At 70.6% G+C, this 19,896-nt stretch carries 18 protein-coding genes; 5 read left to right on the forward strand and 13 right to left on the reverse strand.

Annotated features, from left to right (window positions below; all coding sequences use genetic code 11):
* Positions 1 to 725: 725 nt before the first annotated feature.
* The 13 genes from ABZ893_RS25240 to ABZ893_RS25300 all read right to left on the reverse strand — a co-directional run bounded on the left by ABZ893_RS25240 (position 726) and on the right by ABZ893_RS25300 (position 12,663).
* The gene (locus tag ABZ893_RS25240; RefSeq protein ID WP_361407541.1) at positions 726 to 1,118 is read right to left on the reverse strand and encodes a YccF domain-containing protein; all 393 of its coding nucleotides are present in this window, start codon (positions 1,116 to 1,118) and stop codon (positions 726 to 728) included.
* Positions 1,115 to 1,978, reverse strand: coding sequence for a zinc metalloprotease HtpX (gene htpX, locus ABZ893_RS25245; RefSeq protein ID WP_361407543.1), 864 nt, complete (start codon positions 1,976 to 1,978; stop codon positions 1,115 to 1,117). Before htpX ends, ABZ893_RS25240 begins: the two co-directional genes overlap by 4 nt.
* Positions 1,979 to 2,171: 193 nt before the next feature.
* Positions 2,172 to 2,627, reverse strand: coding sequence for an MscL family protein (locus tag ABZ893_RS25250; RefSeq protein ID WP_361407545.1), 456 nt, complete (start codon positions 2,625 to 2,627; stop codon positions 2,172 to 2,174).
* A 48-nt stretch (positions 2,628 to 2,675) separates the two neighbouring features.
* Positions 2,676 to 4,226 (reverse strand): NADH-quinone oxidoreductase subunit N, encoded by a 1,551-nt coding sequence (locus tag ABZ893_RS25255; RefSeq protein ID WP_361407547.1) that lies wholly within the window; start codon positions 4,224 to 4,226, stop codon positions 2,676 to 2,678.
* Positions 4,223 to 5,797: an NADH-quinone oxidoreductase subunit M gene (locus ABZ893_RS25260; RefSeq protein WP_361407549.1), complete on the reverse strand. Its 1,575-nt coding sequence runs from the start codon at positions 5,795 to 5,797 to the stop codon at positions 4,223 to 4,225. The genes ABZ893_RS25255 and ABZ893_RS25260 overlap by 4 nt, the downstream gene beginning before the upstream one ends.
* Positions 5,798 to 5,803: 6 nt before the next feature.
* A complete protein-coding gene (locus tag ABZ893_RS25265; protein WP_361407551.1) occupies positions 5,804 to 7,798 on the reverse strand; it encodes an NADH-quinone oxidoreductase subunit L in 1,995 nt (664 codons plus the stop codon).
* Positions 7,795 to 8,196 carry an NADH-quinone oxidoreductase subunit NuoK gene (gene nuoK / locus ABZ893_RS25270; RefSeq protein WP_361407553.1) on the reverse strand — a complete coding sequence of 134 codons (402 nt, stop codon included), beginning with the start codon at positions 8,194 to 8,196 and terminating at the stop codon, positions 7,795 to 7,797. Before nuoK ends, ABZ893_RS25265 begins: the two co-directional genes overlap by 4 nt.
* Complete coding sequence (locus ABZ893_RS25275) at positions 8,196 to 8,801, reverse strand: NADH-quinone oxidoreductase subunit J (RefSeq protein ID WP_361407555.1); 606 nt, start codon at positions 8,799 to 8,801, stop codon at positions 8,196 to 8,198. Before ABZ893_RS25275 ends, nuoK begins: the two co-directional genes overlap by 1 nt.
* On the reverse strand, positions 8,798 to 9,460 hold the full coding sequence (locus ABZ893_RS25280) for an NADH-quinone oxidoreductase subunit I (RefSeq protein ID WP_361407557.1): 663 nt from the start codon (positions 9,458 to 9,460) through the stop codon (positions 8,798 to 8,800). The genes ABZ893_RS25275 and ABZ893_RS25280 overlap by 4 nt, the downstream gene beginning before the upstream one ends.
* Complete coding sequence (locus ABZ893_RS25285) at positions 9,460 to 10,428, reverse strand: complex I subunit 1 family protein (protein ID WP_361407559.1); 969 nt, start codon at positions 10,426 to 10,428, stop codon at positions 9,460 to 9,462. The genes ABZ893_RS25280 and ABZ893_RS25285 overlap by 1 nt, the downstream gene beginning before the upstream one ends.
* On the reverse strand, positions 10,425 to 11,648 hold the full coding sequence (locus ABZ893_RS25290) for an NADH-quinone oxidoreductase subunit C (RefSeq protein ID WP_361407561.1): 1,224 nt from the start codon (positions 11,646 to 11,648) through the stop codon (positions 10,425 to 10,427). The genes ABZ893_RS25285 and ABZ893_RS25290 overlap by 4 nt, the downstream gene beginning before the upstream one ends.
* Positions 11,645 to 12,295: an NADH-quinone oxidoreductase subunit B family protein gene (locus ABZ893_RS25295; RefSeq protein ID WP_361407563.1), complete on the reverse strand. Its 651-nt coding sequence runs from the start codon at positions 12,293 to 12,295 to the stop codon at positions 11,645 to 11,647. Before ABZ893_RS25295 ends, ABZ893_RS25290 begins: the two co-directional genes overlap by 4 nt.
* Positions 12,286 to 12,663 carry an NADH-quinone oxidoreductase subunit A gene (locus tag ABZ893_RS25300; protein WP_361407799.1) on the reverse strand — a complete coding sequence of 126 codons (378 nt, stop codon included), beginning with the start codon at positions 12,661 to 12,663 and terminating at the stop codon, positions 12,286 to 12,288. Before ABZ893_RS25300 ends, ABZ893_RS25295 begins: the two co-directional genes overlap by 10 nt.
* Before the next feature lie 208 nt (positions 12,664 to 12,871).
* Between ABZ893_RS25300 and ABZ893_RS25305 the strand changes: the two genes are divergently transcribed.
* The 5 genes from ABZ893_RS25305 (at position 12,872) to ABZ893_RS25325 (ending at position 19,812) form a co-directional block, all read left to right on the forward strand.
* Positions 12,872 to 14,095, forward strand: coding sequence for a sensor domain-containing protein (locus ABZ893_RS25305; protein ID WP_361407565.1), 1,224 nt, complete (start codon positions 12,872 to 12,874; stop codon positions 14,093 to 14,095).
* Between the two features lie 199 nt (positions 14,096 to 14,294).
* Positions 14,295 to 15,629 carry a sensor domain-containing protein gene (locus ABZ893_RS25310; RefSeq protein WP_361407567.1) on the forward strand — a complete coding sequence of 445 codons (1,335 nt, stop codon included), beginning with the start codon at positions 14,295 to 14,297 and terminating at the stop codon, positions 15,627 to 15,629.
* 260 nt (positions 15,630 to 15,889) lie between these two features.
* On the forward strand, positions 15,890 to 16,549 hold the full coding sequence (locus ABZ893_RS25315; RefSeq protein ID WP_361407801.1) for a response regulator transcription factor: 660 nt from the start codon (positions 15,890 to 15,892) through the stop codon (positions 16,547 to 16,549).
* A 262-nt stretch (positions 16,550 to 16,811) separates the two neighbouring features.
* Positions 16,812 to 18,743, forward strand: coding sequence for a 2-oxoacid:acceptor oxidoreductase subunit alpha (locus ABZ893_RS25320; RefSeq protein WP_361407569.1), 1,932 nt, complete (start codon positions 16,812 to 16,814; stop codon positions 18,741 to 18,743).
* Positions 18,736 to 19,812 (forward strand): 2-oxoacid:ferredoxin oxidoreductase subunit beta, encoded by a 1,077-nt coding sequence (locus tag ABZ893_RS25325; RefSeq protein WP_361407571.1) that lies wholly within the window; start codon positions 18,736 to 18,738, stop codon positions 19,810 to 19,812. The genes ABZ893_RS25320 and ABZ893_RS25325 overlap by 8 nt, the downstream gene beginning before the upstream one ends.
* The last annotated feature ends 84 nt before the right edge of the window (positions 19,813 to 19,896 follow it).

Consider the following 19,896-nt stretch of genomic DNA (forward strand, 5'->3'; position numbering starts at 1 on the left):
CGTACGGGGCGACTTGCGGGACGGCTTGCGGGCGGGCTTCCGCCGGGAGGGCCGCCTCCGGGAGGGGCGTCTCCGGGAGGGCCGTCTCCGGAACGGCTTTCGGGGCGGTTGTCGGGGCGGCGCTCGGGGGGGCTGTCGGGGGTGGGTTCCGGAGGGCCTACGGAGTGGCTTTCCGGGCCGGGTTCCCGACGGCGTACGGAGTCGCCTTCCGAACGACTCTCCGGGCCAGGTTCCGCAGGGCCTACGGAGCGGCCTTCCGAACGGCTCCCCAGGCTCGACGCCGGGCGACCTACGGAGCGGCCTTCGAAACGGCTTTCGGAGCCGGGCTCCGGACCGGGTTCCGCAGGGCCTACGGAGCGCTCTCCGGAACGGCTCTCCGGGCCGGGCTTCGACGGGCTTTGGGAGCTGGGATCCGAAGGCCCCTGGAAGCCGGGTCCCGAATCGCCCTGGAAGCTGGGTTCCGTAAGGCCTTGGGCGCTGGGTTCCGGAAGGCCCTGGGGGCCGTCGTCGGGATCATCCTGGCTCTGTGCGGGAACTTGCTGCATCTTCGCGCGCAGGCCGCGGCTTCACGACGTATCGGGCCTGCTGCCCACCTCCCCCGTGCGCCTTCCATGCTTCCACACGGAGCACGCGGGGGCTCTTTGCTGGGCGAAAGAGGGGGCAACTCTTTGGCCATGCCGGTGAGTTGATCCCGGCCGGTCCCAGATGCCCCCGGAGAGCGCGACTTACCTGCCCACGAACGGCTGGTCCGTGGGGACGATCTCGCGGCCGAGCGGCAGCAGGGAGACCGGGATCAGCTTGAAGTTGGCGATGCCCAGGGGGATGCCGATGATCGTGATGCACTGGGCGATGCCGGTCACGATGTGGGTGAGGGCGAGCCACCAGCCGGCCAGGACCAGCCACAGCACGTTCCCGATGCAGGACGGGGCGCCCGCGTCTCTGCGCTCGACCGTCGTATAGCCGAACGGCCACAGCGCGTACACGCCGATGCGGAACGAGGCGATGCCGAACGGGATTCCGATGATGGTGATGCAGAGGAGCACGCCCGCGAAGAGGTAGCCCAGGAACAGCCAGAAGCCGCTCAGGACAAGCCAAATGACGTTGAGGATTGTCTTCATCGGTGGCGACCTGCCATCTGTTCTAGTCGGGCGATGCGCTCCGCCATCGGTGGATGCGTGGAGAACATCTTGGCCATGCCCTGACCGGGACGGAAGGGATTCGCGATCATCATATGACTGGCCGTCTCGATCCGGGGTTCTGGAGGGAGGGGCAACTGCTTGGTCCCCGCGTCGAGTTTGCGCAGGGCGCTCGCCAACGCCAGGGGATCACCGGTGAGTTGGGCGCCGGACTGGTCGGCCTCGTACTCCCTGGAACGACTGATGGCGAGCTGGATGACGGAGGCCGCGATCGGGCCCAGGATCATGATCATCAGAAAGCCGAGGATCCCCGGGCCGTCGTCGTCGCTGGAGCGGCCGATGGGAATCAGCCAGGCGAAGTTGACCAGAAACATGATCACCGAGGCGAGCGCTCCGGCGACCGACGAGATCAGGATGTCCCGGTTGTAGACGTGGCTCAACTCGTGGCCGATGACGCCGCGCAGCTCCCGCTCGTCGAGGATGCGCAGGATGCCCTCGGTGCAGCACACCGCGGCGTTCCTCGGATTGCGGCCCGTCGCGAACGCGTTGGGGGCCTCGGTCGGCGAGATGTAGAGGCGCGGCATGGGCTGTCGGGCCTGGTTGGAGAGCTCGCGGACCATCCGGTACAGCGCGGGGGCCTCGAACTCGCTCACGGGACGCGCGCGCATCGCGCGCAGGGCCAGCTTGTCGCTGTTCCAGTACGCGTACGCGTTCGTCGCGAGGGCGATTCCGAGGCCCACGATCAGTCCCGTACGACCGAAGAAGCTGCCGATGACGATGATCAGGGCCGACAGGGCCCCGAGCAGTACGGCGGTCTTCAGCCCGTTGTGCCGGCGGTGCACGGTAGGCCCTCCATGTGGTGCGGCAGGGGAACCCTCTGCTTACTGGTGCGTGGTGCTTGGTGCTTCCACCGTCCAGTGGAACCTCCCGTACTGGTCAACGCCAGACGAGGAGGCCGAGTTCCCTTGCGCGCACGGAGGGCGCGTGTAGGCCGTACGGGTGGGTGTTGCTTGTCAGAAGTCCCGTACGGCGCGGTCAGCGCTGCTCGGGGAGACCGGCGAGGGCGAGGGCCTCGGGGTCGGCCTTCAGCTCGCTGGTGCAGTGGCAGCAGCGGGTCGCGATGGCGGGGATCTGGCTGTAGCAGCGCGGGCAGTCGCGCGTGGCGGCCTTGATGTCGACCGGCTTGTCGCGGTCCATGCGGGCCTGGACCTTCATCATCGGGACGACGACGAGGAAGTAGAGCACCGCGGCCGTGATCACGAAGGCGATCGCCGACGCGACGAACACGCCGTACGGGAAGTTCGTGCCGTTGACCGTGAAGTGCGCCTTGCTGAAGTCACCGGCCGAGGCGGTCGCGATGCCGATGAGCGGCGCGATGAACGCCGTGCTGAAGCCGGTCACGACGGCAGTGAATGCGGCACCGACGGCGAGACCGATCGCCATCGTCACAACGTTTCCGCGAAGGATGAAGTCCTTGAACCCGCTCAGCACGGCTGTTCTCCCTGTGTTTGTACGACGTTGGGTCGGTACGAAGGGTGCCTAGAAGAGACCGGTCGAAGCAAAACGCAGAACGATCTGCGGGGCCCCGGAGAGGGCCACCGCGAGGACCGCCGTGAGCCCGATCGCGGCTGTGACCGGGGCCGGAACCCTCAGGTCCGCATGTGCGGGCGCGTCAGCCTCCGCCGGCCGGAACAGCGTCGCTGTCCACCGAAGGTAGTAATAGAGAGCGATCACGACGTTGACGGCCATGACCACGGCGAGCCAGCCGAGGCCCGCGTCGACGGCCGCCGAGAAGACGGTGACCTTCGCGAAGAGGCCGATGATGCCGGGCGGCAGCCCCGCGAGGCAGAGCAGGAAGAACGCGAGGAGCAGAGCGTTCAGCGGCCGGGTCGCGTACAGGCCGCGGTAGTCGCTGATCCGGTTCAGCGGCTTCGTACGGGCGACGAGGGCGGCCACGGCGAAGGCCCCGAGGTTGACGGCCGCGTACATGAGTGCGTACGCGACGGTCGAGCCGATGGCCTTGCTCGCGTCCTTGGAGTAGGCCGCCGCGGCGATCGGCACGAGGAGGTAGCCGGCCTGGCCGACCGAGGACCAGGCGAGCAGGCGTACCGCGCTGTACGCGCGCGTGGCCTGCTGGCGCAGGGCGCCGACGTTGCCCACGGTCATGGTGAGCGCGGCGAGCACGGCGAGGGCCGGGCCCCACACGTCCGCGTACGACGGGAAGGCGACGACGGTGACGAGGATCAGGCCGGAGAAGCCGACCGCCTTGCCGATGACCGACAAGTAGGCGGCGATCGGCAGCGGCGCGCCTACGTAGGTGTCGGGCACCCAGAAGTGGAAGGGGGCGGCGGCGGTCTTGAACGCGAATCCGACGAGGGTGAGGGCGACGCCCGCCTCGGCCAGGGTCCGGAACTGCCCGTCGACATGGGTCAGGGCGGTGGCGATCCGCGTGAGGTGCATGGTGCCGGTCGTCGCGTAGACGAAGCTCACGCCCAGGAGGGTCACCGCGGTGGCCGTGACCGAGGACAGGAAGAACTTCAGGGCCGCTTCGGAGGAGCGCCTGTCGTCGCGCTTGATGCCGACGAGGGCGAACGCGGGCAGGGAGGCCACTTCCAGGGCGACGACGAGGGTCGCCAGGTCGCGGGACGCGGGCAGCAGCGCGGCGCCCGCGGCTGAGGACAGCAGCAGGAACCAGAACTCGCCCTCGGGGAGCGCCCTGGTCGTGTGCTTGACGTCCTTGATGCCCGTGACGGACAGCAGCGCGGTCAGCAGGGCGCCCGCCAGGACGAGGAACTGGATGACGAGCGTGAAGTGGTCGGCCGTGTAACTGCACGCCGCCTGCTCGCCCTTGAGCGCCTTGAGGCAGAACGTCGAGCGGTCGCCGTCCAGGAGGGGCAGCAGCGACAGGGCAGCCACGGAGAGACCCGCGACGGAGACCCAGCCGAGGAGCGACTTCTTCCGGTCGGCGAGGAACAGGTCGGCGACGAGCACCACGAGGGCGACGACGGCCGTGATCGTGGGCGGCGCGATCGCGAGCCAGTCGACGGACTGGACGAGGGACGCCACGGAGGGCGCGGCGACGGCGATCAACGGATGCCTCCTGCGAGGAGCTTCTGCACGGCCGGGTCAGTGAGGCCGATCAGGGCCGCGGGCCACAGGCCGCCGACCACGGTGAGGGCGACGAGCGGGGTCCAGGCGGCGAACTCGTAGCCCTGGACGTCGGCGAGTTTCGGGGTCTCCGCCTCGTGCGGGCCCATGCAGACCCGGCGGACGACGACGAGCAGGTACGCGGCGGTGAGCAGGGTGCCGAACGCGGCGATCGCCATGAACGTGAGGAACGCGGGACGGCTCAGTCCGGCGGCAGGCTTGAACGCGCCGAACAGGGCGAGCATCTCGCCCCAGAACCCGGCGAGGCCCGGCAGTCCGAGGGAGGCGACGGCCGCGAAGGCGAGGAGGCCGCCGAGGCGGGGCGCCTTACCGTAGAGCGCCATGCCGCTGTGCTCGGCGAGCGTGTCGAGGTCGGTGCTGCCGGTGCGGTCCTTGAGGGCGCCGACGAGGAAGAAGAGCAGGCCGGTGATGAGGCCGTGGGCGATGTTCGCGAACAGCGCGCCGTTCACGCCGGTCGGCGTCATCGTCGAGATGCCGAGCAGGACGAAGCCCATGTGGCCGACGGACGAGTACGCGATGAGGCGCTTGAGGTCGCCCTTCGCCCCGGTCTTCGCGAGCGCCAGGCAGGCCAGGGACCCGTAGATGATCCCGACGACGGCGAACGCGGCGAGGTACGGCGCGAACGTGTGCATTCCCTCGGGCGTGATCGGCAGCAGGATCCGGACGAATCCGTACGTGCCCATCTTGAGCAGCACGCCGGCGAGGAGGACCGAGCCGACGGTGGGCGCGGCGGTGTGCGCGTCCGGCAGCCAGCTGTGCAGCGGCCACATCGGCGTCTTGACGGCGAGTCCGATGCCGATCGCCAGTACGGCGATGACCTGCACGGATGTGCTCAGGCCCCGGCCATTGTCAGTGGCCAGTGCCACCATGTCGAACGTGCCCGTCTTGAATCCGATGAGGAGGATCCCGAGCAGCATCACGACGGAGCCGAGCAGCGTGAAGAGGATGAACTTCCAGGCCGCCCGGGTCCGCCCGGCACCGCCCCAGCGGGCGATGAGGAAGTACATCGGGATGAGGACCATCTCGAAGGCCAGGAAGAACAGCAGCAGGTCGAGGACGGCGAAGGTCGCGAGCGTGCCGGACTCGAGGACGAGGATCAGCGCGACGAAGCCCTTGGGGGACGGGCCCTCGGGCATCTTGAAGTAGCTGTACAGCGCGCAGAGGAAGGTCAGCAGCGCGGTCAGGACCAGGAGGGGGAGGGAGATGCCGTCGATGCCGAGGTGGATGCGCACGTGGAGTGCGGGGATCCAGCTGATGTCGGTCGTGGCCTGCATCTTCGACGGGTGGCCGTGGTCGAAGCCGAGCGCCAGGACGATCGCGGCGAGCAGGATCACGCCGGTCACGGTCACGCCGTGGCGGAGCACGGCCTGGTCGGGGGACTTCCCCTTCAGCCCGGGCGGGGCCGGGAGAAGAGCGGCGACGGCGCCGACGAGCGGTCCGACGACGATCAATGCGAGAAGGAACTGCATCACGGATTCGCTGATATCGATCACGGCTGCTCACGCTCCGGCGGTGGCGACGAGGACGACGGCGATCGCCAGGACGACGGTCCCTGCGAGCAGGGCGCTGAGGTAGGTCTGCACGTTGCCGGTCTGGGCCTTGCGGACGGCCCGGCCCAGCCACACGGGCAGGGCGGCGGCGCCGCTCACGTAGGTCTCGACGACCTCGCGGTCCAGGAAGCGGACCAGTGAGGCGGCGGCCAGGACCGGGCGGACGAACAGGGCCGAGTAGACGGCGTCCACGTGGAAGCCGGCGGCGGCGTGGCGGTGCAGGGGGCCGAGCAGGAGCCTGCCCGGGTCCGCCGGATCGGGGGCGTAGGCGATGTCCCCGTACGCGGCCTTGTGGGTGGCGATGACCTCGGCCTCGACGAGCCCGCCGTCCGCGTCGGGGTGGGCGGCGACGGCGCCGAGCGGGACGCGCGCGGCGAGGGCCGTGGTGTGGCGCCAGGCCGCGTAGGTGACGAGTCCGCCGACGAGGGCGACGCCCGTGCCGAGGACGGAGGTGGTGAGGGTCGGGGTCAGCGAGCGACCGTCGAACCAGCCGGGGAGGACACCGGCGGTGAGGCCGAAGGCGAGCGAGGGGATCGCCAGGACCCACAGGACGGCGTTCATCGCGAGGGGCTGCCTGCCGTGGTCCGGTGCCTCGGCGCCCCGGCCCCGGAAGGCGAGGAGCCACAGGCGGGTGGCGTACGCGGCGGTGAGCAGGGCCGTGACGAGGCCGGAGACGAGGACGATCCAGCCGGCCGAGGACGGGATCGCGGCGGCATCGCCGGTGGCCGCGTGCTCGGCGGCGCCGAGGACGGCCTCCTTGGAGAAGAAGCCGCTGAACGGCGGGATCGCGGCGAGCGCGAGCAGCGCCACGGTCATCGTCCAGAAGGCGTCGGGGACGCGGTCGCGCAGGTCCTTCATACGGGACATGGCGGCGAGCGAGTTGGTGCCGGCGGCGTGGATGATCACGCCGGCCGCGAGGAAGAGGAGCGCCTTGAAGGCGCCGTGCGCGAGGAGGTGGAAGACGGCGGCACCGCGGTCGCCGACGGCGAGGGCGCCGGTCATGTAGCCGAGCTGGCCGATCGTCGAGTACGCGAGGACGCGCTTGATGTCGTCCTGCGCGAGCGCGGCGAGCCCGGAGCCGACCATCGTGACGGCCGCCATGACGGCGAGGACCACGAGGGCCGCTGCCGAGGCCTCGAAGACGGGGAGGAGACGCGCGATGAAGTAGACACCTGCGGCGACCATCGTCGCGGCGTGGATCAGCGCGGAGACCGGCGTGGGGCCGGCCATCGCGTCGGGCAGCCAGGTGTGCAGCGGGAACTGCGCGGACTTGCCGGCCACGCCCGCGAGGAGCAGCAGGGCGATCAGCGTGGGGTGGTGGAGGCCGCCGTTCGCGACGGTGCCGAGGACCGTCGTGATGCGGAAGGACCCGGCGTCCACGGCGAGCGCGAACAGGCCGATCAGAAAGGGGACGTCGCCGAGCTTGGTGACCAGGAAGGCCTTGAGGGACGCGGCGCGCGCCTCGGCGGTCTCCCAGTAGTGGCCGACGAGGAAGTACGAGCAGATGCCCATGACTTCCCAGCCGACGAGCAGCACCATCAGGTCGCCCGAGTAGACGACGAGGAGCATCGCGGAGGTGAAGAGGGAGACGAGCGCGGCGTACGACGGGTAGCGCGGGTCGTCGCGCAGGTAGGCCGTCGAGTAGATCTGCACGCAGGACGCGACGACGCAGACCAGGACGGCGACGAGCGCGGCGAAGCCGTCGATGTAGAGGGCGAGCTCGATGGGGACCGAGCCCGTCGGGGTGAGCTCGGTCGACGCGTTGATGGTCGCGCCGCCGCCCTGGCGTACGGCGACGAGGACGGCGAGGGCCAGTGCCCCGAGGGTCGGCAGGACGGCGAGGGGCCGTACGAAGCCGGGGGCGGTGCGGCCCAGGAGCAGGCCGGCCGCGGCGGCCAGGAACGGGACGAGGGGGACGAGTACGGCGAGGGTCGTCGTGGTCACGCGGTGGCCTCGGCCTTCTCGTCCGCCGCGGCCCCGGCCGTGATGCCGGGTGCGGGGCCGTCCGGTCCGCCGTCGTCCGGGGACTCGGCGGTGTCGCGGAGCTTGTCGATGTCGGAGGTGCCGCGGTTGCGGTACACGGCGAGGACGATCGCCAGGCCGATACCGATCTCGGCGGCGGCGATGGCGATGGTGAAGAGGGTCAGCGCCTGGCCGGAGTGCAGGGTGTCGCGGGCGGCCTTGCTGAGCCAGACGTCGAAGGCGACGAGGTTGAGGTTGACGGCGTTGAGCATCAGCTCGACGGACATCAGGACCAGGATCGCGTTGCGACGGGCCAGCACTCCGTACAGGCCCGTGCAGAACAGGAGGGCGGAGAGGACGGCGGGGTAGGCGAGGTGCATCAGCGGGTGCCCTCCCGGGTGTCGGTGCCCTGTGCTTCGGCGGCGGACTTGCGGGACAGGACGATCGCGCCGACCAGGGCCGCCAGGAGGAGGACCGAGAGGGCCTCGAAGGGCAGCACCCAGTGCTGGAAGAGGATCGAACCGGTCACCGCGGTGGTGCCCTGGGGGGCGCCGGACAGGTCGACCCACGTGGTGCGGAAGGCGTCGACGACGACCCAGACGAGGGCGGCGGCCGCGGCGACGGCGACCGTCAGCGCGGCCCACCGGTTGCCCGAGTCGGCGTCCGGCGAGCGGCCGATGGGCGCCCGCGTGAGCATCAGCCCGAACAGGAGGAGGACGACGACCGAGCCGACGTAGATGAGGACCTGCACCCAGGCGATGAACTCGGCCGTGAGCAACAGGTACTCGACGGCGAGCCCACCGAGCGCCATGACCAGCCACAGGGCGGCGTGCACCAGCTGCCGGGTGGTGACGGTGACGATCGCCGCGCCGAAGGTGACGACACCGACGAGCAGGAACGCGATCTCGACACCGGTCGGGGAGAGGAAGCCGTGGGTCTGCGCGGCGGCGACGACCGCGGAGGCGGGGGCGGTGGCGGGGGTCATGCGGGGCCCTCCTCTCCGGGGGTGGGGTCGGCGGGGGCGGGCTTGCCCGCGGTGGGGTCGGCGGGGGCGGGCTTGCCCGCGGTGGGCTCGCCCGGCGCCCGCCCGTCCGTGGACGGTTCCCCGGCGGCAGCCGCCTGCGCTGCCGCAAGTTTGTCCGCCGCCTTGCGGGCCGCCGCGATCTCCTTCGGTTCCTCGGCCGCCGGGTCGAGTGCGGGCGGGGCCGGGACCGTCCACATCCAGTCGCGGAGCTTGTCGCGCTCGTGGGTGAGTTCGTGGATGTCCGTCTCCGCGTACTCGAACTCCGGCGACCAGAACAGCGCGTCGAAAGGACACACCTCGATGCAGATACCGCAGTACATGCACAGGGCGAAGTCGATGGCGAAGCGGTCGAGGACGTTGCGGCTGCGCTCGCGGCCGCCCTCGACGGCCGGCGGCACCGTCTCCTTGTGGGAGTCGATGTAGATGCACCAGTCGGGGCACTCACGGGCGCACAACATGCAGACCGTGCAGTTCTCCTCGAACAGCCCGATGACGCCACGCGTGCGCGGCGGCAGTTCGGGCTGGACCTCGGGGTACTGCGCGGTGACGGTCTTCTTCGTCATCGTGCGGAGCGTGACGGCGAGGCCCTTGGCGAGGCCGGAGCCGGGGATCGGAGCCATTAGTTGATCGCCACCTTCACGATGCCGGTGAGCGCGATCTGCGCGAGCGCGAGCGGGACGAGGAGCGTCCAGGAGAGCTTCTGGAGCTGGTCCTCTCGGAGACGGGGGTAGGTGACGCGCAGCCAGATCACGACGAACGCGAGGACAGCCGTCTTCAGCAGGGTCCACACCCAGCCGAGACCGTCGGCACCCCACGGCCCGTGCCAGCCGCCGAGGAACAGGACGGTGGTGAGCCCGCACAGGACGACGATCCCCGCGTACTCCGCGAGCAGGAACAGCGCGAACCGCAGCCCCGTGTACTCGGTGTACGCGCCGAAGATGATCTCGGAGTCAGCGACCGGCATGTCGAACGGCGGACGCTGGAGTTCCGCGAGGCCCGACACGAAGAAGACGAGGCCGCCGACGATCTGCCACGGCACCCACCACCAGTGGAAGGCGTCCAGGATGCCGACCAGCGAAACCGTTCCGGCCGCCATCGCCACCGACGCGGCGGCGAGCAGCATCGGCAGCTCGTACGCGAGCAGCTGCGCGGCGGTACGCAGACCACCGAGCAGGGAGAACTTGTTGGCCGACGCCCAGCCGGCCATGAGCGAACCGAGCACTCCGACGCCCATGACGGCGAGCACGAAGAAGATGCCGGCGTCGATGGCCTGCCCCACGGCGCCCTTCGCCGGGCCGACGGGGATGGCGAGGACGACGAGCAGGTACGGCAGGAGCGCGACGGCGGGCGCGAGCTGGAAGATACGGCGGTCCGCGTCGGCCGGGACCACGTCCTCCTTCTGCGCGAACTTCACGCCGTCGGCGACGAGCTGGGCCCAGCCGTGGAAGCCACCCGCGTACATGGGGCCGAGGCGGCCCTGCATGTGCGCCATCACCTTGTGCTCGGTCTGGCCGACCACGAGGGGCAGGACGAGGAAGGCGACGAAGACGACGATGAGCCGCAGAGCGACGTCGAGCACGTCGTTCACTCCGTTCCTCCTGTGGGGGTGTCGGGGGCGTCGGGGGTCTGGGGGGTGTCGGGGGTCCCAGAGGTCTCGGGAGCTTCCGGCTCTACGGGCTCCGCTTTCGCAGGCCCCTGCTCGGGCTCGGCCTCGGGCTTCGGCCCGGCCTCGGGCTTCGGCCCGGCCTCGGGCTTCGGCCCGGCCTCGGGCTTCGGCCCGGCCTCGGGCTTCGGCCCGGCCTCGGGCTTCGGCTCGGCCTCGGGCTTCGGCTCAGCCTCCGATGCCGGCTCCGGCTCCGGCTTCGACGCCGACTCCTGCTTCGATGCCGGCTCCCGCTTCGACTCCGTTTCCGGTTCGTCGAAGGCCGGGCGCGCGTGGTGCCACGGCGCGTCGCTGCTGCCCTTCGGCGCGGGCGCCGAGGGAGTCTCGGGCGCCGGGGATTCCGGTGCGGCCGGAGTCGTAGGCGTCGACGGAGTCGCAGCCGTCTGCGAGACCGACCCCTGCGAAGCACTCCGCGACCGCCTCGGCCGCGCGGCCGCAGGCGCCGTCTCCGGCCCACCAGTCGTGTCGGGGGCGGCAGCCTGACTCGCCGACCCCTCCCCCGCCGTACGCGCGCGCCGCGCCGGGCGGTCGCCCGCCGCGCGGCCCGCGCCGCGTGCCGGGCGGGCCGGCGCGGGCGGGAGCTGGCCCTTGAGCGGGCCCCAGTCGTTCGGGTCGGGGACACCCGGCGGCAGCATCTGGCGCCGCTTCGGCCCACCGTGCTCCGACTCCCCCGGCTCCTTCGCGCCCGGCCACGCCTTCACGACGCGCGCCGCGAGCACGAAGTCCTTGCGCAGCGGGTGCCCCTCGAAGCCCTCGGGCAGCAGCAGCGGAACCAGGTGCGGGTGACCGGTGAAGTCGACGCCGAACATCTCGTGCGTCTCACGCTCGTGCCACCCGGCACCGGCGTACACGTCGACGGCGGTCGGCAGGACCGGCGCCGAGTGCGGCACTGTCGTACGCAGCATCAGCCGCCGTACGGAACCGGGCGCGACGGCGGCGACGTGGGCGCACACGCGGAACCCCGTCTCCGGTTCGTCGACCGCGCTCAGCCAGTCGAAATAGGTGCAGCCAAGCGTCGTACGGGCCGTCTCCAGGGCGGTGATCCAGGCGTCGGCCGGGACGTCGACCGTCAGCAGGTCGTACGCCTCCTCGACGGTGGCGCCGGCACCGAACAGTTCCTCGACGGGGCTCGGCAGCCAGCTCATCGGTCACCGCCTTCGGGAGCGCCCTCAGGAGTCGCACCCGGCGCGGGCGGCTGCACGAGACCGCTGCTCAGCGCGGCCGGCGACGGCCGCCCCGCCGCGGCGTCGGCCCCGTACCGCTCGCCGAGCGACTCGCGCGCGATCTTCTCCTGGAGCTTGAGAATGCCCTGGAGGAGCGCCTCGGGACGCGGCGGGCAGCCGGGCACGTAGACGTCGACGGGGATGATCTGGTCGACGCCCTTGGTGACGGAGTACGAGTCCCAGTAGGGGCCGCCGCAGTTCGAGCAGGCGCCGAACGAGATGACGTACTTCGGCTCGGGCATCTGCTCGTAGAGGCGCTTCACGGCCGGGGCCATCTTGTCCGTGACCGTGCCGGAGACGATCATCAGGTCGGCCTGGCGCGGGCCGGGCGCGAACGGGATGACACCCAGCCGGATGAAGTCGTGGCGCGCCATGGACGCGGCGATGAACTCGATGGCGCAGCAGGCCAGGCCGAAGTTGAAGACCCAGAGCGAGTACCGGCGGCCCCAGTTCAGGACCACCTTCATCGGCTCGGGGGCGAGCCGCGACAGCACGCCCAGCTTCTTCGGAGCGACAGGCTCCGGCAGGAGCACCGGCTCGTTCTTTGCGGCGGCGGGGTTCACGTCCATGTCAGGACGCCCTTCTTGTATGCGTACAGCAGGCCCACGGCGAGGAAGCCGAGGAAGATGAACATCTCCACGAGCGTCGCCGCGCCGAACTGCGGACCGGCGAAGACGGTCGCCCACGGGAAGAGGAAGATCGAGTCGACGGCGAAGATCACGTAGAGGAAGGCGTAGACGTAGTAGCGGACCTGGGTGTGGGCCCAGCCCTCGCCGACGGGGTCGACACCGCACTCGTACGTCAGCAGCTTCTCGGGGGTCGGGACCACCGGCCTCAGCAGCCGCCCCGCGCCGAAGGCGACAGCCACGAACAGGACGCCCACGACGGCGATTACGCCGACGACGGAGTACGTCTGGAAATAGTCCGCGGCGACCATGGTCGATTCCGGCACGTCCGCCCCTCGTTCCGTGGTGTTCGACGATCTGTACGCACGGGAGTCTAGGGCCTGTTAAAGACAGGGTAAGCAGCCCGTCCACGGATCAGAAGGGCAGCGGCCCCTCCGCGCCTGAGGTGGGGTTATCCCCCGTCGGGTCCGGCAGTCCGCCTCATGGCTTCCCCGCGCCCGGCCCGGCACGCTGTCGCGTATGACCGCTCGCATCATCACCACGAAGCCGGAGCCTGAACCGGGCGCGGCACCGGACATCGCACCGGGCACGGAGCCGGCCGGCTCCGGCCGCCCCCCTGCCGCGCGCTTCGCCTTCGACCGGCACACCTGGAAGGAGATCGCGTATCTCCTGTGCAATCTGCCGGTCGCCGTCATCGGGTTCGTCTACGTCGTGACGACGCTGACCTGCGGAATCGGCCTGGCCGTGACGGTGATCGGGCTGCCGGTGCTCGCGGGCGGGCTGTTGGGCGCGCGGCTGTTCGGGAAGCTGGAGCGGGCGCGGGCCCGTGGCCTGCTCGGGGTGCGGATCGACGAGCCGAGCCCGCTGCCGGGGAGCGGCGTGGACGGTTTCCTCGGCCGGCTGTGGTCGGGCTTGAAGGACCCGGTGGCCTGGCGGACGACGCTGTACGCGTTCATGCGGCTGCCGTGGGGCGTGCTCACGTTCACCGTGACGCTGGTCGGGCTGTTCGTGCTGTGGCCGGTGCTGCCGTTCATCGTGCGGGGGCTCGCCAACGCGGACCGGGCGATGGCGCGGGGGCTGCTCTCGCCGTCGGACGAGCTGGAGCGGCGGATCGCCGAGCTGGAGTCGGACCGGGGGGTGGTCGTCGACACGGCCGCCGCCGATCTGCGGCGGATCGAGCGCGATCTGCACGACGGAGCCCAGGCCCGCCTGGTCAATCTCGCGATGGGTCTCGGCCTCGCGAAGGAAAAGCTGCTCGAGGACCCGGACGCCGCCGCGGCCATGGTCGACGAGGCCCACGGCGAGGTGAAGCTGGCCCTCCAGGAGCTGCGCGACCTCGCACGCGGCATCCACCCGGCCGTCCTCACCGACCGAGGCCTCGACGCGGCACTCTCGTCCGTCGCCTCCCGCTGCACGGTCACCGTGAAGGTCACGGCGGACCTGCCGGAGCGGCCCGCCGAGGCCATCGAGGGCATCGCCTACTTCACGGTGTCCGAGCTGCTGCAGAACATCAGCAAGCACAGCGGGGCCCGGTCGGCGTCGGTCGACGTGTGGCGCGCCGGGGACCGGCTGCTCATCCAGGTACGGGACGACGGGCACGGCGGCGCGAGCCCCGGCAAGGGCTCCGGCCTGGCGGGCCTCGCGGACCGGCTCGGCGCGGTGGACGGGCTCTTCGTCGTGGACTCGCCGGACGGCGGCCCGACGACGGTCACGGCGGAGCTGCCGTGGCGCGACCGGGCGTGAGCGGGCGGCGTCGCGCGTGAGCGTGAGCGTCCGGCGCCGCACGCAAAAGCGCGGCGGAAGTCCCACGTAAATCCGCTGCGGAGGTAGGGAAAACCCCCGGTCCAAGACGCCGACCGGCTCCATGGTTCCCGCCCGCCACCGCGAGGAGTCTGGACGTACCAAGAGAGATACGCCGAACACGAAGGGACGGGCCTCGCAGATGACCACGCCCACGCAGTACGGACAGGGATACGCCCCGGCCGGGGAACGGCGGCACCGCCTCCCCGCCGGGCTGCGCGCACCGGTCGAGGCCCGCACGTTCCGCGAGTTCGGCTATCTGCTCCTGAGCCTTCCGCTGAGCGTCGTGACGTTCGCGTACACGGTGACGATGGTCGCGCTCGGCGCCGGCCTGCTGATCACGTTCCTCGGGGTCCCGGTGCTGGCCGGTGCCCTGGCCGGGGCCCGCGGAATCGCCGCGGCGGAACGGGCGAGGGCGCGCGCACTCCTCCGTATGGACATCGGCACGCCCGCCCCGCTGCGGCCCCGCGCCCCCGGCCCGCTGCCCTGGATCGGCAGCCTCCTCAAGAGCGGCGAGTCCTGGCGGAACCTGCTCTACGGGATCGTGCACTTCCCGTGGGCGGTCTTCGCGTCCGTCGTGGCCCTGGTCTTCTGGTCAGTCGGCTGGTCACTCCTGACGTACCCGCTGTGGCAGTGGGTCTTCCCTATGTACGCGGGCCAGGGCGGCATCCAGCTGTACGGCGACGGCGCGCACAGCGTCTACCTGGACAACCCCTTCGAGATCGGGGTCACCTCGGCGGTCGGGCTGCTGCTCACGCTGGTCGCGCCGTGGATCATCCGGGCGCTGGCCTCCGTGGACCGGCTGCTCGTACGCGGGCTGCTCGCCCCCTCGCGGCTCGGCGCGCGCGTCGTGGAGCTGGAGTCGGACCGGGGCGTCGTCGTCGACACGGCCGCCGCCGACCTGCGCCGCATCGAGCGCGATCTGCACGACGGCGCCCAGGCCCGCCTCGTCAACCTCGCGATGGACCTCGGTCTCGCGAAGGAGAAGCTGGCGGAGGACCCGCGCGCGGCGGCCCGCATGGTCGACGAGGCGCACGGCGAGGTGAAGACGGCGCTCCAGGAGCTGCGCGATCTCGCGCGCGGCATCCACCCCGCCGTCCTCACCGACCGAGGCCTCGACGCGGCACTCTCCTCCGTCGCCTCCCGCTGCACCGTTCCGGTGAAGGTCGACGTCGACCTGCCCGCGCGGCCCGCTCCCGCGATCGAGGGCATCGCGTACTTCACGGTCTGCGAACTCCTCCAGAACGTGAGCAAGCACAGCGGGGCGCGGTCGGCGTCCGTCGACGTGTGGCGGGCCGGGGACCGGCTGATGCTCCAGGTGACCGACAACGGCGTGGGCGGAGCGGACGCCTCCGCCGGCTCGGGCCTCGCGGGACTCGCCCGCCGCGTCGACGCGGTCGACGGCATCCTCGTGGTCGACTCACCGGCCGCGGGCCCGACCCGGATCACGGCGGAACTCCCTTGGCGCCAGGCGTAGGCGCGTCGGGGCTGGTGCCGGACGCAAGAGGCGCGCGCCGCGTGCAAGCGCTCGCGCCCGTCGCGCCGGTCGCACCGATCGCGCCCGTCGCACACACAGCCGTACCGGCCAATCCCGTGACTGCCGCCCCCCGCGGTCCGGATGCTGAGATGCTGGTGCCAGTCGCACGGCCGCGACGAGTACGACGAGTACGGCGAGTACGGCGAGCGCGAGGTGTCGTACGGGCTACGGGGGACCGGGGGAACGTGGTGGAGAACAGGGTGCGCGTCGTCATCGCCGAGGATTCGGTGCTGCTCAGAGAGGGCCTGACCCGGTTGCTGACCGACCGCGGGCACGACGTGGTGGCCGGCGTGGGAGACGGGGACGCGCTGGTCAAGACGGTCGACGACCTGGCCGCGCAGGGCACACTGCCGGACGTGGTGGTGGCCGACGTACGGATGCCGCCGACGCACACGGACGAAGGCGTGCGCGCCGCGGTCCAGCTGCGCGCACAGCACCCGGGACTCGGGGTGCTGGTCCTCTCGCAGTACGTGGAGGAGCGGTACGCGACCGAACTCCTCGCCGGTTCCAGCCATGGCGTGGGCTATCTGCTCAAGGACCGGGTGGCCGAGGTGCGCGAGTTCGTGGACGCGGTGGTCCGGGTGGCCCAGGGCGGGACGGCGCTCGACCCGGAGGTGGTGGCCCAGCTCCTCGGGCGCAGCCGCAAGCAGGACGTGCTGGCCGGACTGACCCCGCGCGAGCGGGAGGTGCTCGGCCTGATGGCCGAAGGGCGGACCAACTCGGCGGTCGCGCGCCAGCTCGTGGTCAGCGACGGTGCGGTCGAGAAGCACGTCAGCAACATCTTCCTGAAGCTGGGCCTCGCCCCGAGTGACGGGGATCACCGGCGGGTTCTGGCCGTCCTCACCTACCTGAATTCATGAGGACCTGACACTCTGTCAGATATCCGGTCGCCCGGACTCGGCCGGGCGCGTCCCTGAACCGGAGGACCGGGTGGGCGCGTCTTCATAGAGGGGGGCACGGGGGTGGGAAAATCATGACAAATACGGTCATCAAGGTGTCTCAATGTCACGTCCACCATACGAACGCTCCAGGGAAGGCGACCCTTACCGACGTAGGGTGGGCCATGGAGGGACCGGGCGGCCGGCCCCTCCCGCAGAGCCGCCTCGAGGGAGGTCCAGTTCAGTGACCAGCCAGGTCAGTAGCCCGGCCGAGCAGGCCGATGGTGCAGTCGTCGGAGAGCAGCGCAGACACGCGAGCGACAAAGACGTTCAACGTCTGGACCGGGTGATCATCCGGTTCGCGGGTGACTCGGGTGACGGGATGCAGCTGACGGGTGACCGGTTCACGTCGGAGACGGCGTCGTTCGGGAACGACCTGTCGACGTTGCCGAATTTCCCGGCCGAGATCCGGGCGCCTGCCGGAACCCTGCCGGGGGTGTCCTCGTTCCAGCTGCACTTCGCGGACCACGACATCCTCACCCCGGGTGACGCGCCGAACGTGCTGGTCGCGATGAACCCGGCGGCGTTGAAGGCGAACATCGCGGATGTGCCGCGCGGCGCGGAGATCATCGTGAACACGGACGAGTTCACGAAGCGGGCGATGCAGAAGGTCGGTTACGCCGAGAGTCCGCTGGAGGACGGGTCGCTTGAGGCGTATCGCGTCCACCCCGTGCCTTTGACGACTTTGACGGTCGAGGCGCTCAAGGGCTTCGATCTGTCCCGCAAGGACGCGGGCCGCTCGAAGAACATGTTCGCCCTGGGTCTGCTGTCGTGGATGTATCACCGGCCGACGGAGGGGACGGAGAAGTTCCTGCGGTCGAAGTTCGCGAAGAAGCCGGAGATCGCCGCAGCGAACATCGCCGCGTTCCAGGCGGGTTGGAACTTCGGTGAGACGACGGAGGACTTCGCCGTCTCCTACGAGATCGCCCCGGCCACGTCCGCGTTCCCGACCGGTACCTACCGGAACATCTCCGGGAACCTGGCGCTGTCTTACGGGTTGATCGCGGCGTCCCGTCAGGCGGACCTGCCGCTGTATCTGGGCTCGTACCCGATCACGCCGGCCTCCGACATCCTGCACGAGCTGTCGCGGCACAAGAATTTCGGTGTGCGCACGTTCCAGGCGGAGGACGAGATCGCCGGGATCGGGGCGGCGCTGGGCGCCGCGTTCGGCGGATCGCTGGCGGTGACCACGACGTCCGGGCCGGGTGTGGCGCTCAAGTCGGAGACCATCGGACTCGCGGTCTCGCTCGAACTGCCGTTGCTGGTGGTGGATATCCAGCGTGGTGGGCCGTCCACGGGTCTGCCGACGAAGACGGAGCAGGCGGATCTGCTCCAGGCCATGTACGGCCGTAACGGTGAGGCGCCGGTTCCGGTCATCGCCCCCATGACGCCCGCGGACTGTTTCGACGCGGCGATCGAGGCGGCGCGGATCGCGATCACGTACCGGACCCCGGTGTTCCTGCTCTCGGACGGGTATCTGGCCAACGGCTCGGAGCCGTGGCGGATCCCCGAGGTCGATGAACTCCCCGATCTGCGCACGCAGTTCGCGTCCGGCCCGAACCACACCCTGGACGACGGCAGCGAGGTGTTCTGGCCGTACAAGCGGGACCCGCAGACCCTGGCCCGCCCGTGGGCGGTGCCGGGCACGCCGGGCCTGGAGCACCGGATCGGTGGGATCGAGAAGCAGGACGGCACGGGCAACATCTCCTACGACCCTGCCAACCATGAGTTCATGGTCCGCACCCGCCAGGCCAAGATCGACGGCATCACCGTGCCCGACCTGGAGGTGGATGACCCGTCGGGTGAGGCCAACACCCTGGTCCTGGGCTGGGGTTCCACGTACGGGCCGATCACGGCGGCGGTGCGCCGGCTGCGCAGGGACGGCCAGCACATCGCACAGGCCCACCTGCGCCACCTCAACCCGTTCCCCGCCAACCTCGGCGAGGTCCTGAAGCGCTACGAGCGTGTGGTGATCCCCGAGATGAACCTGGGCCAGCTGGCCACCCTCATCCGGGCGAAGTACCTGGTGGACGCCCGCTCCTACAACCAGGTCAACGGAATGCCGTTCAAGGCCGAGCAGCTCGCCACGGCTCTCAAGGAGGCCATCGATGGCTGACACCGTGCAGGCGACGAGCACCATCGAGGCGCTCTCCCTGGTGCCCAAGGCCGACGCCAAGCAGTCCATGAAGGACTTCAAGTCGGACCAGGAGGTGCGCTGGTGCCCCGGCTGCGGGGACTACGCGATCCTCGCCGCCGTACAGGGCTTCATGCCCGAACTCGGCCTGGCGAAGGAGAACATCGTCTTCGTCTCCGGCATCGGCTGCTCCTCCCGCTTCCCGTACTACATGAACACCTACGGGATGCACTCCATCCACGGCCGCGCCCCCGCCATCGCCACCGGCCTCGCCTCCAGCCGCCGCGACCTCTCCGTATGGGTCGTCACCGGCGACGGCGACGCCCTCTCCATCGGCGGCAACCACCTCATCCACGCCCTGCGCCGCAACGTCAACCTCAAGATCCTGCTCTTCAACAACCGGATCTACGGCCTCACCAAGGGCCAGTACAGCCCCACCTCCGAGGTCGGCAAGATCACCAAGTCGACCCCCATGGGCTCCCTGGACGCCCCCTTCAACCCGGTCTCCCTCGCCATCGGGGCGGAGGCCTCGTTCGTGGCCCGCACCGTCGACTCCGACCGCCAGCACCTCACCAGCGTGCTCCGCGAGGCGGCCGCCCACCCCGGCACCGCCCTCGTCGAGATCTACCAGAACTGCAACATCTTCAACGACGGCGCCTTCGACACCCTCAAGGACAAGCAGCAGGCCGAGGAGGCGGTGATCCGCCTGGAACACGGGCAGCCGATCCGCTTCGGCACCGACGGCGCCAAGGGCGTCATCCGCGACCCCCGCACCGGTGACCTGGAGGTCGTCGAGGTGACCGAGGCCAACCAGTCGCAGGTCCTGGTGCACGACGCGCACACCGCCTCCCCCACCACCGCGTTCGCCCTGTCCCGCCTCGCGGACCCGCACACCCTCCACCACACCCCTATCGGCGTCTTCCGCTCCGTCGACCGCCCGGTCTACGACACCCAGATGTCCGACCAGCTCGACGACGCCATCGAACAGAACGGCAAAGGCGACCTCGCCGCGCTGCTCGCCGGCGGCGACACCTGGACCGTGGTCGGTTAAGCGCAACCTAGGCACGACGAAGCCCGGCTCTGACACCGTCAGGGCCGGGCTTCGTCGTTCACAACGGCCGTCACTCGGCCCGCC

Source organism: Streptomyces sp. NPDC046821, from assembly GCF_040645335.1.
Classification (GTDB): domain Bacteria; phylum Actinomycetota; class Actinomycetes; order Streptomycetales; family Streptomycetaceae; genus Streptomyces.

Coding starts and splice junctions, on each gene's coding strand:
- ABZ893_RS25240 (WP_361407541.1), bottom strand. CDS start 1,118: ATGAAGACAATCCTCAACGTCATTTGGCTTGTCCTGAGCGGCTTCTGG.
- nuoK (WP_361407553.1), bottom strand. CDS start 8,196: ATGCACCTCGCCTACCCCGCCGTCCTCTCCGCCCTCCTGTTCTGCACG.
- ABZ893_RS25275 (WP_361407555.1), bottom strand. CDS start 8,801: ATGACCCCCGCCACCGCCCCCGCCTCCGCGGTCGTCGCCGCCGCGCAG.
- ABZ893_RS25280 (WP_361407557.1), bottom strand. CDS start 9,460: ATGGCTCCGATCCCCGGCTCCGGCCTCGCCAAGGGCCTCGCCGTCACG.
- ABZ893_RS25290 (WP_361407561.1), bottom strand. CDS start 11,648: ATGAGCTGGCTGCCGAGCCCCGTCGAGGAACTGTTCGGTGCCGGCGCC.
- ABZ893_RS25295 (WP_361407563.1), bottom strand. CDS start 12,295: ATGGACGTGAACCCCGCCGCCGCAAAGAACGAGCCGGTGCTCCTGCCG.
- ABZ893_RS25300 (WP_361407799.1), bottom strand. CDS start 12,663: ATGGTCGCCGCGGACTATTTCCAGACGTACTCCGTCGTCGGCGTAATC.
- ABZ893_RS25305 (WP_361407565.1), top strand. CDS start 12,872: ATGACCGCTCGCATCATCACCACGAAGCCGGAGCCTGAACCGGGCGCG.
- ABZ893_RS25310 (WP_361407567.1), top strand. CDS start 14,295: ATGACCACGCCCACGCAGTACGGACAGGGATACGCCCCGGCCGGGGAA.
- ABZ893_RS25325 (WP_361407571.1), top strand. CDS start 18,736: ATGGCTGACACCGTGCAGGCGACGAGCACCATCGAGGCGCTCTCCCTG.